11 protein-coding genes and 1 tRNA gene are annotated in these 13,262 nt (G+C 37.4%); 11 read left to right on the forward strand and 1 reads right to left on the reverse strand.

Going from position 1 to position 13,262, the window contains the following annotated elements; genetic code table 11:
• The 8 genes from HMPREF3177_RS06780 to HMPREF3177_RS06815 all read left to right on the forward strand — a co-directional run bounded on the left by HMPREF3177_RS06780 (position 1) and on the right by HMPREF3177_RS06815 (position 9,697).
• Positions 1–73, forward strand: a tRNA-Lys gene (locus HMPREF3177_RS06780).
• A gap of 131 nt (positions 74–204) precedes the next feature.
• Positions 205–1,113, forward strand: coding sequence for an arginase (rocF, locus tag HMPREF3177_RS06785; protein ID WP_070458031.1), 909 nt, complete (start codon positions 205–207; stop codon positions 1,111–1,113).
• A 101-nt stretch (positions 1,114–1,214) separates the two neighbouring features.
• Positions 1,215–2,153 (forward strand): helix-turn-helix transcriptional regulator, encoded by a 939-nt coding sequence (locus HMPREF3177_RS06790; protein ID WP_068129601.1) that lies wholly within the window; start codon positions 1,215–1,217, stop codon positions 2,151–2,153.
• A gap of 17 nt (positions 2,154–2,170) precedes the next feature.
• Entirely contained in the window at positions 2,171–2,992 is an 822-nt protein-coding gene (cdaA, locus tag HMPREF3177_RS06795; protein WP_070458036.1) for a diadenylate cyclase CdaA, read from the forward strand.
• A complete protein-coding gene (locus tag HMPREF3177_RS06800) occupies positions 2,979–3,917 on the forward strand; it encodes a CdaR family protein (RefSeq protein ID WP_070458040.1) in 939 nt (312 codons plus the stop codon). Before cdaA ends, HMPREF3177_RS06800 begins: the two co-directional genes overlap by 14 nt.
• 9 nt (positions 3,918–3,926) lie before the next feature.
• Positions 3,927–5,273, forward strand: a complete 1,347-nt coding sequence (glmM, locus tag HMPREF3177_RS06805; RefSeq protein WP_070458043.1) for a phosphoglucosamine mutase — start codon at positions 3,927–3,929, stop codon at positions 5,271–5,273.
• A gap of 165 nt (positions 5,274–5,438) precedes the next feature.
• A complete protein-coding gene (locus HMPREF3177_RS06810) occupies positions 5,439–9,131 on the forward strand; it encodes a S8 family serine peptidase (protein ID WP_070458046.1) in 3,693 nt (1,230 codons plus the stop codon).
• Between the two features lie 50 nt (positions 9,132–9,181).
• Complete coding sequence (locus tag HMPREF3177_RS06815; RefSeq protein WP_070458049.1) at positions 9,182–9,697, forward strand: C40 family peptidase; 516 nt, start codon at positions 9,182–9,184, stop codon at positions 9,695–9,697.
• A gap of 30 nt (positions 9,698–9,727) precedes the next feature.
• On the opposite strand, the gene HMPREF3177_RS06820 is transcribed toward HMPREF3177_RS06815, so the two are convergent.
• On the reverse strand, positions 9,728–10,711 hold the full coding sequence (locus HMPREF3177_RS06820) for an oxygen-dependent tRNA uridine(34) hydroxylase TrhO (RefSeq protein WP_070458052.1): 984 nt from the start codon (positions 10,709–10,711) through the stop codon (positions 9,728–9,730).
• A 161-nt stretch (positions 10,712–10,872) separates the two neighbouring features.
• Here HMPREF3177_RS06820 and HMPREF3177_RS06825 point away from each other — a divergent pair, with 161 nt between their 5' ends.
• The 3 genes from HMPREF3177_RS06825 (at position 10,873) to purK (ending at position 13,243) form a co-directional block, all read left to right on the forward strand.
• Entirely contained in the window at positions 10,873–11,523 is a 651-nt protein-coding gene (locus HMPREF3177_RS06825; RefSeq protein ID WP_070458055.1) for a DsbA family oxidoreductase, read from the forward strand.
• A 144-nt stretch (positions 11,524–11,667) separates the two neighbouring features.
• The gene (gene purE / locus HMPREF3177_RS06830) at positions 11,668–12,150 is read left to right on the forward strand and encodes a 5-(carboxyamino)imidazole ribonucleotide mutase (RefSeq protein ID WP_070458059.1); all 483 of its coding nucleotides are present in this window, start codon (positions 11,668–11,670) and stop codon (positions 12,148–12,150) included.
• Positions 12,137–13,243: a 5-(carboxyamino)imidazole ribonucleotide synthase gene (gene purK / locus HMPREF3177_RS06835; RefSeq protein ID WP_070458062.1), complete on the forward strand. Its 1,107-nt coding sequence runs from the start codon at positions 12,137–12,139 to the stop codon at positions 13,241–13,243. Before purE ends, purK begins: the two co-directional genes overlap by 14 nt.
• Positions 13,244–13,262: the final 19 nt, after the last annotated feature.

The following is a 13,262-nucleotide window of genomic DNA, read 5'->3' on the forward strand; positions in this document are numbered from 1 at the left end:
GAGCCGTTAGCTCAGTCGGTAGAGCATCTGACTTTTAATCAGAGGGTCACAGGTTCGATTCCTGTACGGCTCACTAATAGCACTAGCAATAGCTAGTGCTTTTTTTATGCATAATATATACATGAAAACGTTTTAATTTACATATTGTTTATCCATCTCACCTCATATAAACTATATATATAATACATAAAGGTGGGTTTTAATATGTCATTTGAGATTGACTTAATTGGAGCAACAACAGCATTTGGGCAAGGTAAACCTGGAGTGACTTTTGGACCAGATGCTTTAAGAATCGCGGGCATTGTAGAAATGCTTGAACAAAATGGACATACTGTTACTGATGTTGGAAATATTATCGGTAACTATCCTCATAATTTTACTAAACAAAATATTAAAGTAACAGATGATCTTAAAAATTTAGATGAAGTAAGAGACTACTCTGAAGCGCTCGCTAAAGCAACATCATCAAGTGTAGAAAACAATAAATTCCCTTTAACTATCGGTGGGGATCACTCGCTTGCGCTTGGTAGTTTATCAGGAATTGCACCTCACTATGACAACTTAGGCGTCATTTGGTTTGATGCACACGGTGATTTAAATACAGCAGAAACATCTCCGAGTGGTAATATTCACGGTATGATTTTAGCAGAATTATTAGGTGTAGGTAATGATAAGTTAACGTCGGTGAACGGCTTTAATGCAAAACTTAAATTTGAAAACGTCGTCTTAATCGGAGTTAGAGATTTAGACGATGGAGAAAAAGAACTAATTAAAGAAAAGAATATTTTAACGTTCTCTATGAGTGACGTAAGAATACTTGGTTTAAATGAGATTTTAAACCGTACTTTAAAGCATTTAAAGCATACAGATGGTTTACATTTATCATTTGACGTAGACTCAATTGACCCGATGGAAGTAAAAGGTACAGGTACTAAAGTACCAGGAGGACTCTTTACTTCTGAAGTCATCATGTTTATGGAAGAATTAAGTAAAACAAACAAACTCACTTCAATGGATTTAGTAGAAGTGAATCCTTTACTCGATGAGGAAAATAAAACAGCAGAAACAGCTGTACACGTAACAGAATATTTATTCGGTAAACGTACAAAGTAAGCTAGTGCAATTGCACTAGCTTTTTTAACGTTTATTAAACATTGTTGCATTTTGTTATAAAAACGTTCATACTCTAAAAGAGTGAAACGTGAGGTGTACATATGATTGGTAATAGAATTAAAGAATTAAGGAACAATCAAAAACTAACTCAAGAAGAATTGTCTGAGGGCATCGTATCGAGAACGTATTTAAGTTTAATTGAAAAAGGATCGGTTCAGCCATCGAATAACGTGCTTGTTAAGTTAAGTGAACGACTTGGTGTAAATGTGAATGACTTGATGGTTGAAAGTAAGAACTATCAATACAGCGATATCGATATGAGTCGTGAGATAATTTTTTATGAAAATAAAATTCAAAATGAAGAATTTGACGTCATTGAACAATTTATCGACAACCACTATGAAGAAAAAGAAGATATTAAAAAGTTAGATCTAGCGAGAATCTATTTAATATATGGAGAATATTATTTAAATCGATCTCAATACAAGTTATGTAAACGATATCTAGACGATGCAGCAGATATACTGTTAAAAATGCCTGTGAACGATTATTTTATTCGTTATACGAATGTGATCAGTCGCTACTATGTTAAAAATAATGATTATGATGAAGCACTCGACGTTTTAGAACGTGCACTCGTTGAAATGTCATATACGAATCAGTTTCAACTAGAATCGATTCAAAACTTATTTTTAATGGCGAATATTTATTTCGATAAAAAGCAGTACTATACAGTACTTAGAATTATCAATAGAATGGAATATCTATCTCGTCAAGTGAATATCACTTATAAAGAGGACGACGTACGTTATATGAAGGGTATTTGCCTGTATCATGAGAAAAAATTTGATACACTAGAACTAATTACAGCACACAAAACTAATGTGTACGATAAAGTATTGTATTCATATTCACTTCTTGCGAAAGGGGACGTTAAGTCTGCGCTTGATATATATGGAACGATTGAATTCACGCGTGAATTCAATGCATTGAATGAGATAATAGACGAACTCGACGAGCGATTCAAATCTATTATCTAGAGAGGAAAAGAAACGACATGCTTATAGGAAAACTATTTGAAGAAACACCAACACTCCATTTAATTACAAGTATTGTCGACTTATTAATTGTATGGTTTGTATTTTATCAACTAATTAATGTGATTAAAGGGACAAAAGCAATCCAGTTAATCAAAGGTATATTTTTCATAATCATCGGTCGAGCAGTGAGTAACTTCCTTGAACTGACGACGACGACACAAATATTTGACCTTGTACTTCAATGGGGATTCTTAGCAGTAATTGTAATATTCCAGCCTGAGGTAAGACGAGCGTTAGAACAACTCGGACGAGGAAAGATCTTTAAAAAGTCGACGACAAATCGTGAAGACGAATTAGAGAAGTATCGTGAAGAAATGATTACTGCTGTGAAATATATGGCCAAACGTAGAATCGGGGCTTTAATTGTGTTTGAACGTGAAACTGGATTAAAAGACTATATCGAAACAGGAACGCCGATGAATGCAGATTTAACTGCTGGATTACTAATTAACGTTTTCGTACCGAATACGCCACTCCACGACGGTGCGATGATTGTACGAGACGATAAAATCATTACAGCAGGGAGTTATCTACCGCTATCAGAGAGTAATAAAATCGGCAAAGAACTTGGGACTAGACACCGAGCAGCTGTCGGTATTTCAGAAGTTACAGATGCATTTACAATCGTCATTTCTGAAGAGACTGGTGACGTTTCTACGACTATTGACAGCCGTTTAAGAAAAAATATTTCGATAGACGAACTCGATGAAGAATTAAAGAAGTACTGGATAATGACATCCGTAAAGAAAGACGGAGGTGGTCTATTTGCTAGAAAGTAAACCGGGTATACTTTTCGTATCACTGATACTCGCGTTATTCATGGTTGCGAGTGCCAATAAGATATTTGAAGATTTTAATCTGTTTGGACAAAGTGGTGGTAATAATACGATTACGATTGAAAATGTACCTGTTGAATTAAAGTATGATGAAGAAGAGTACTACGTGACAGGGGCACAAAAAACAGTCCAAGTGAACTTCTCAGGAACACCATCAAAGTTAAAGCAAATTCAAGCGACAGATAACTTTAACGTCATATTAGATTTACGAAATTATGAGCTTGGTGAGTTTGAAGTGACGTATGAAGTAGAAGGAATACCTGAAGACGTCACAGCAACAGTTTTACCGAAAAAGACTATGGTATCGATTCAAAACTTAGTCGAACAAACATTTGAAGTTCAGGCGGAAGTAAATGAAAGTCGTTTATCATCTAACTATACAATCGAGTCTATTACGACAGACCCAGAAGTCGTCACTGTTAGAGGTGGAGAAGATGATATGGCACGTATACAGTATGTTCGTGCAATGATTTCTGGCACTGAGAAGATTACTGATGCGATTAGAGAAAGTGCGGAAGTGAGTGTCTTTGACGGCGTTTATAACAAATTAGATGTCGTAATCGAGCCGCAGAAAGTTGCAGTAGATATTAAAGTGAAAGAAAATAGTAAAGAAGTGCCGGTCTATTTAAATGTCGTCGGTAGTTTAAAAAGTGGATACCAACTCGATGGTATCTCATTAGAAAATGAGACGATAACAATATACGGACCACAAGATATGCTCGATGAAATCGTCGGAGTCGAAGCGGAAATTAATTTAGAAGATATCGATCAATCTGGTAGTTTTAATGTATCACTATCACTACCAAGTAATATACAAAAAACTGAACCAGCGAACGTAAAAGCTGAAGTCAAAATAAGTAAGAAATAGGAGTTAATTATGGGTAAATATTTTGGAACAGACGGTGTTAGAGGAGTAGCAAATGACTTTTTAACACCAGAACTCGCATTTAAACTTGGACGTGTTGGAGGCAGTGTTTTACTTGAAAATAGTAAAGAAGAAAGACCGCGCGTTCTGATCGGAAGAGATACACGTATTTCTGGAGAGATGTTAGAATCTGCACTCATTGCTGGATTATTATCAATCGGAGCAGAAGTCATTCGACTTGGGGTTATTTCAACACCAGGTGTTGCATATTTAACAAAAGATATGGAAGCGGACCTCGGTGTGATGATTTCTGCATCACATAACCCAGTGGAGGATAACGGTATTAAGTTCTTCCAAAACGACGGATTTAAACTCGATGACGAGACAGAAGCAAAAATTGAAAGTATGTTAGAAGAAGATGCTGAATTGCCACGTCCGACAGGTGTCGATGTTGGATTTATAACAGACTTTTTCGAAGGTGGTCAAAAATATTTAAGTCATTTAAAAGCGACAATTGACGGAGATCTACTCGATCAACATATCGTCCTTGACGGTGCACATGGTGCGACGTATTCACTTGCTCCGTACTTATTCGGTGACTTAGAAGCGGACGTTGATACGATTGGCTGTAATCCAGATGGTACAAACATTAACGCTGGATTCGGTTCAACACATCCAGAGAAATTACAAGAAAAAGTCGTCGAACTCGGTGCTGACTTTGGTCTTGCGTTCGATGGAGATGGCGATCGTATCATTGCGGTTGACGAGAAAGGACAGCTCGTCGACGGAGATAAAATCATGTACATCTTAGCAAAGGACTTAAAAGAAAATGGTCTTTTAAATGACGACATGGTCGTAAGTACAGTAATGAGTAACTTAGGGTTTTATCAAGCACTTGAAAAGTTAAATATTAAAAGCGACAAAACAAAAGTTGGAGATCGTTACGTAGTTGAAGAAATGAAAACACACAACTATAACTTAGGTGGAGAGCAATCTGGTCACATTATTATGCTCGACCATAATACGACAGGTGACGGGTTATTAACAGGTGTACAACTCGCACACATCATTAAGAAAAGTGGTAAGACACTAAGTGAATTACATGGTGAAATGGTGAAATTCCCTCAAGAACTTGTGAACGTAAAAGTTGAGGACAAATATCATGTCACTGATAACGAAAAAGTAAAATCAGTTATACAATCTGTCGAAGAAGAAATGGCAGGCAATGGACGAATTTTAGTTCGTGCATCCGGAACAGAGCCACTCGTACGTGTAATGGTAGAAGCTGAGACAGAAGAACAAGCGAAATCTTATGCAGAAAAAATTGCTCAAATAGTCGAAGAAGAAATGGGATTATAAAAATTTCATTCATATAAAACGCACATCAACTCGATGTGCGTTTTTTATTTCGGATTTTAAAATAGTTTTTATAAATTGTATTGCATTAATTTTACTAAAGCGTTAACATAACTGTAAATATCAAATTTTCAGAATTCGATATTAAAATTTTTAGGAGGCTTGTATATGGTAGAGCAACTTAGACGTTTGTTTTTACTGTTCTCGATCGTTCTAATTGTTTTAACCTCGTTCTCGCCACTCGCTAATGCGGCTGAAAATGATTTTGATTTAGACAGTACGCTTAGAGTAGAAGGATTAAAGCACGATGTTAAACTGACAAAAGAACAACTTGAACAACAGCGAGCAATTGCTGAACAATTAGAACTTATTAATGGTCCAGCAACAATCTCTGAAAACTTAGAAGGAGAGACAGGGCAAGTAGATGTAATTGTCCACTACCGTACGCCGTCTGTAGGGTTAGCGAAAGGTATCGCGAATGCGCAAGGCAAAAACTTTACAGCAGCAGACGAAAAGAAGATTAAAAACGATATCGCAAAAGAGCGATTACGTGTTCAAAAAGAAAGAAAGTTTAAGAAGATAAAAGTTAAGGAGAAGAAGAAATACGACGTAGTCTTAAATGCTGAGGCATTAACAGTTGATGCAAAAGACTTAGATAAGCTTTTAGAGCTTAAAGATGTTGCATTTGTTGAAAAAGATACTGTTGTAACTTTAGACCCTGAAATTACGAAAGTACATACTCCAGAATCAGCTGAAGTAGCAAAAGGTGAAGATGATGTTTCATCTAACCTAATACCTGCTTTAAAACACCTTGAAATCGAAAAGGTTTGGGAAATTGGTGAAAAAGGTAACGGCGTTAAAGTCGGAGTACTCGACACTGGAATTGACTACAACCACCCAGACTTAAAAGATGTTTATAAAGGTGGACGTAACTACGTAGAAGGTAATGAATACAAATCACCACGTGCAGCAGATGATCCGTATGAAACTAATCCGGCAGAGCGTCCAGACAATGTTCCAGAAGAAAGAAACGGAAGTGAGTACTGGACAACTCACGGTACACACGTAGCGGGGACAATTGCAGCACAAGGTAACAACGAATACGGTGTTGTTGGTGTTGCGCCGAACGTTCAATTATATGCATACCGCGTGCTTGGAGCATATGGTAGCGGATATACGAACTGGATTGTAAGTGGTATTGAAGACGCAGTTAAAGACGGCATGGACGTTATTAACTTATCACTCGGTAACGGCTCACCAGAAGAAGCACAAGCAAACTCATTTGCTGTAAACAACGCGATGTTACTTGGTACAGTTGCAGTATCAGCGACAGGTAACTCAGGCCCTAATCGTTCTACAGTTGGTGGTCCAGCTTCAGGTGCGATTGGTATCGGTGTAGGTAACACGACACTACCTGAGTTAAAATACTACGCAAATGTTACGTTAGAATCTGGAGACTATAAAAAAGAGTTAAAAGACGTACTCTTTATGACATACACAATGAATGAAAATCCAGCAGACCAACTAAGTGATACTGAAGAAGTAGTTGCAGTACCGAATGTTGGTAAAGTAGAAGACTTTAAAGGTCTTGATGTAAAAGATAAAGTTGCACTCATTCAACGTGGAGATATTCCATTTGTTGAAAAAATTCAAAACGCTAAAGAGCAAGGTGCAAAAGGAGTTATTATTTATAACTCTGAAAGTGGAAGCGGCGCACCTGGTCCAACAGGATTATTCTTAGGTAAATCATTCCACTACGTACCGACATTAGATGTTGGCTACACTGACGGTAAAGAGTTCAAAGAAGCAATCGACAAAAACAAAGAAGGTAAAGTGACGTTCAACTCATTTAAAGATGAAGTATCAGGCGGAGACGAAATGAACGATTCATCTTCTAGAGGTCCGTCGAAACCAAACTTTGACATTAAGCCGGATGTTTCAGCACCAGGTACAAACATCTTATCTACAGTACCAGTGTTTAAAGCATTCGATGAAAATATGGATTACACGTATGCATTCGCAGAGTACACAGGGACTTCTATGGCAACTCCACATGTTGCAGGTATTGCAGCGTTAATCTTAGAGTTAAACCCTGATTACACGCCGTTTGACGTGAAATCTGCACTTTCAAACACAGCGAAATTACTCGACACATCTACATTTGATGTATTCGATCAAGGTGCTGGACTTGTACAGCCGTATGCAGCTGCAACGACTGACTCACTACTTAAAGTGAATCATGAAACAGAAATGGACGGAACAGTTCATGAGCATACACGTGGTACAATGTCATTTGGAAAAATGCAAAGTGGTGAATCAAAAACTAAAGAATTATTCATCGAGAATAATAGTGGTTCATCTGTAAACTACAACATCGAAATTGAGATGTTATCAGATGTTGGAATTAACCTTCAAGCGAGCGAAACATCAGTATCAACAGCAGACAACGCGTCTGTAGAGTTTACGATTGATGCTCCTGAAGACACACCAGACGGAACAGAAGTCCAAGGTTACATTCACGTGAAGAGTGACCACGGTGATTACAGCGTTCCATTTGCTGCTTTAATCGGTGATGATGCAGGTGGCGAAAGCATTAAGAAAGTTGAATTACAAGACTTACACATTTCACCAAACGATGACGGCGTACAAGATGAAACTGTACTCGACCTCGAGTTTGGTCAACCACAAAGCTATGCACTTGTTTCATACTTTAACTTACTCGACCCTAAATCTGGTCCAGATAACGATGGGTATGAAGGTACGATTGATTTCTTATTCTTACCAGAATTAAAAAATCAATTACCGATTACAGGTGATATGTACAATATCGTAGATGAAAAACGTGTACCTGGTAAAATTGATGACGGTGTATACACAGTAGATGTTCTATCAATTGATGGACAATCTCAATTAAACTCTGAGTTCGACGGTCCATTATTCGTTAAACGTAAAGCGACTGAAATTACAGAAGCAAAAGTTGTAGATGGCAACTTAGATATTACTGTAGACGATCTTTATATCAACGCATTACCAAAACTTAAAGAGCTTTATGGATTAGATTACGATCCGAACTTATTCGTTAAAGGTAAAGTGAAATTAAGTAATGGTGAAGAAGAGTTAACTGGTAACGGACAATTCACTAAAGAAGGTAAGTTCAACTTCGATCAGAAGTTCGATACTGCTTACCACTTAACTATCGACTTTGCGGATGCAGCTGGTAACAGTAAGACATATGAGTACACTGTAAACCCTGCTGAAAATGATGTAAAAGAAGGACATCACGAATTACCAAACGAACCAGCACCAGAGCCAGATCCTGAGCCAGAACCAGAGCCAGGTGATGACGAAGGAGAGTTTGAAGGAGAAGTTGTTTCATTCGATCCAAACAACTATGACGGCTTATTCGTAAATGGTAGAAGTGATGTTGTCGCTGATTTTTCTGAATACAACAGCGTAGCTGTTGAGTTAGATAATAATGCACTAAACACACTTTCAAAACTTAAAAAGAACAAATCGTTAACATTTGATTTAGGTGGTTACGGCGTTAAGTTTAACGTAGATAACTTCAAAGAATTAAATGGCTATGACAACGTATATGTTGTTCTCGAAAAATTTGAATCAGATGGATTATCAGATCAACTTAATGTAAAACTTATCGTTGAATCAAATGGTGCCGCAGAAGAAGTATCTCAGTTAAATTCAAACTTTGTCGTACTTCTAGAGTCGCCAAAACAAAAAGTTAATGTGTTAAATGTTAACTCTGGTGAACAATTCAAAGGTAATGGATTATTTAATAAAAAATCTGGACAACTTGAGTTGAAAACTAAAGAGTTTAGCGCATATGTAGTTGTAGAACAATAGTAAGAACGAGCGAAAGCTCGTTCTTCTATTCTTTAGAAGAGGAGGATTATATGAAGAAGCTAATACTTTCTTTTGTTTTATCAGCATGTGCGTGCTTTGTATTATCAAACGAAGCGCATGCGTTAATGTTACAGCCGAGTCAACCATTCTCTGAAGAAGAAGAGGAAAATGATTCTATAACGTATACATATGGAAAGTTTGTAGATGAACATTTTGTACAACCTGATACTGACGCTGCGGATTTTGCGTTACAACTAGCTGTAGGGAAACGATATGTATGGGGTGGGAACTCTAATACAGAAGTTGATTGTTCTGCGTTTACACAGCAGTTTTTAAGAGAATTTAAAGGGATTAACATCTCTAGAACAACATATGATCAAGTGAGAGAAGGTACACGAGTAGAAAACCCTGAACCAGGAGACTTAGTGTTCTTTAACGACTTTGCACACGTTGGTGTATATGTTGGAGATGGAATGATGGTCGACGCATTAAATCCAGACGAAGGTGTCGGACTACGTGCAGTATCATATGTCCATGGTAAAGTGGACGGGTATTATAGATACTAAAAAACACGTCACAATTGTGACGTGTTTTTATTATGCGCGTGGTCCGATCATTTCAGTTTTAGCAAAGTCACTATTACGCATTGCTTCAAGGCGTTCTTCGACTTCTTCTTGTGGAATGTTATGAACCGTAATATATCTGTTTCTAGGGTGCTTTGCACATTTCATTGAGCAAGCGCCTAAATGATTGTGTTGGTTTTCTTCGCTACATAAAATTTGTGCGTTACACTCTGGGTTCGCACAGTTGACGTAGCGTTCACATGGTGTGCCGTCATAATGATCTACACCGATAACTGTTGGGTCGACTTGGTTAATCGGTACTGTTAGGCGTTCATCAAATACGTACATTTGACCGTCCCATAGTTGACCTTTTGTATTTTCGTCTTTAGCGTAAGTTGCGATACCGCCGTGAAGTTGTCCGACGTTTTCTCCAATACCTTCACGTTTTAACCAGCCAGAGAATTTCTCACAACGAATTCCACCTGTACAATATGTTAAGACACGTTTACCTTCAAATAGGTCTTTGTTTTGTCTCACCCATTCCGGTGTATCTCTAAATGTTGAAACTTCAGGTTTAATTGCACCGCGGAAGTGTCCAACGTCATATTCGTAGTCATTTCTTACATCTAATACTACAGTGTTTTCATCTTGAATGGCTTCCATCCACTCTTCAGGTGATAAATAGTCACCTGTAATTTCGTGTGGGTTAATGTCATCTTCTAAACTTAAGTTCACGAGTTCAGGACGTGGACGGCAATGCATTTTCTTAAATGCGTGTGTATCAGCTTCGTCAATTTTAAACGGCATTCCTTTAAAGAGTGGGTGATTGTTCATGTACTCGATGTACTTTTCAGTCTGTTCGTAATCACCAGACACTGTACCGTTAATCCCTTCGTTCGCAACTAAAATACGGCCTTTAAGACCGAGGTCTTTACAAAACTGAAGATGCTCATCAGCAAATTCTACTGGATCTTCAATCGTAACGTAGTGGTAATACAGTAATACTCGATATTTCATTTTGTTTTCTCCTATCATACATATAATTGCAAGTTATACCCGATAGATAATCATGCATTAAATATTATAGCAGAAACGGTCTGTTTTCGCATGATACTGTTCAAAAAAGTATAATATTTGGTAAAATAAAAGTACGACTATTTGAAATTAGGATGAGCTGTATGAATATTAAAATATATTTAGATATCGCATGTCCGTATTGCTATATCGCTAAAAAGAAATTTGAAGAAGCGTTAAAGGAATTTGACGAAGTCGACTTTGACATTGAATATAAAAGCTTTGAACTCAACTATGAAGCACCAAAATATCCAGAGGAAACGTTGATTACGTCATTATCAGAAAGAACCGGTGTGTCTGAAGAAGAAATTAAGAGACAATACCGTATTTTAATCGAGTCTGCAAAAGCAGAAGGTATTGAATTGAATTTAGAAAACGTTGTGCCATCAAATACACGTGATGCGCATCGTTTATTAAAGTTTGCTATTCAAGAAGGAAAAGGTAGTGAAATGTTAGACGAATTATACTACCGTAATTTTAAGTTGAACGAAAATGTTGCTGATAAAGATGTGCTTTTATCAGTTGCTGAAGCGGTAGAACTCGATACAGCACGCGCAAAAGAAGTGATTGAAGATGAATCAGAATTTGCTGAACTTGTACTCGAGGACTTTAATTACGGGAAAATTCTCGGCGTTCAAAGTGTGCCACACTTTATTTTTAACGAGCGCTTTAAAATGAACGGAGCAGCTGAAGTAGATTTATATATTTATGCAATTGAAAAAACATTAGATGATATAAAAAAGGGCGATTTATAATTTAAATCGCCCTTTTTTATGTTTGTTTTCGTTAAAACACAAACATTCGCTTTTAAAAAATAAAAAACGTTCGTATTTTCGGTTTTTTGTCGATGTTTTATGTGGTATATTATTAATGAATTCTTAAAAAACGGAGTGAGTATTTTGGTAGTTAGTATCGTAATGGGTAGTTCTTCTGATTGGCCAACGATGAAAAAAGCAAAAGACATGCTCGACTATTTCGGGATTGAAACAAATGTCGAAGTCGTAAGTGCGCATCGTACGCCTAAAAATATGTATGAATTTGCTACAAATGCAAAAGAAAAAGGAACGAAAGTAATCATCGCAGGTGCCGGTGGTGCGGCGCACTTACCAGGGATGATCGCTTCGATGACGAACGTACCAGTCATCGGTGTACCAATACAAACGAAAGCGTTAAGCGGTATCGATTCGTTATATTCTATCGTTCAAATGCCAGGTGGCGTACCAGTGGCGACGATGGCAATTGGTGAAGCTGGAGCGACGAATGCTGGAATTTATGCGGCGAAAATGATCGCGATAGAAGACGAATCAGTCTATGACAAATTAGAAGCATACACAAAATCATTAGAAAAAAAAGTGGAGGATATGCAAAATGACCTCAAGTAAGACGATATTACCAATGAAAACAATCGGGATTATCGGTGGTGGACAGCTCGGTAAAATGCTCGCACAAAGTGCCCTTCGAATGGGTTATAAAGTTGCGATTTTAGATCCATCTGAAGATGCCCCTGCTCGTGCGACGTGTCACGAATTTATTCATTCGGACTTTAGTGATGAAAGTGCGCTTAAACAACTTGCAGAAATGTCAGATGTTCTAACGTATGAATTTGAAAACATCGATGCACATTTACTGAGAGATTTAGTCGAACATCACTATGTTCCTCAAGGTGCAGAGACAGTACTCACCCTTCAAGACAGAGAAACTGAAAAAGCAGCAATTCAAAAATCAGGAGCGACAGTCGTACCGTATCAAAAGACGAATACAAAAGAAGAATTGCAGCAGTTTATCGAAAAACATGATTACCCTGTGATCGTAAAAACTGCAACAGGTGGTTATGATGGTAAAGGGCAATATTTAATTGAGTCAGAAAAAGATATTAAAGACGTGCCATTTGGAGACGTTGAACTCGTTACAGAAAAATATATCGACCTAGAACGAGAAGTGTCTTTAACAGTAGCAAGAAGCGCAAGTGGTGAAACAGTCGTCTTCCCACTTCAAGAAAACTTACATCGCAATCAAATTCTATATCGTACGATTGCACCGTCAAGAATTGACGTATTTGAAGAGGCTAAGCGACAAGTTGAACTCATTATGGAAGAGTTACTATTCGTCGGAGTCTTTACAGTAGAATTTTTCGTGGACAAAGACAACAACGTCTACGTCAATGAAATCGCACCAAGACCTCACAACTCAGCACATTATACGATTGAAGCGTGTAACATCAGTCAGTTTGACGCACATATATTAGCGGTATGTGATTTACCATTACCAGAAGTTTATCAGCATCAGCCAGCGATTATGATGAACTTACTCGGACAAGATTTAGATCGCTTAGAAGATGAACTATATAAACACTCAGACTGGAACGTTCACTTATATGGAAAATCAGACCGTAAACCTGAACGTAAAATGGGCCACGTCACAATACTCACAGATGAAATCGAAACGACATTAAACGATATTAAACAACATTTCTAAAATAAGAAATTAAAACGTT

The organism is Nosocomiicoccus sp. HMSC09A07 (genome assembly GCF_001808485.1).
Taxonomy (GTDB): Bacteria; Bacillota; Bacilli; order Staphylococcales; family Salinicoccaceae; genus Nosocomiicoccus; species Nosocomiicoccus ampullae_A.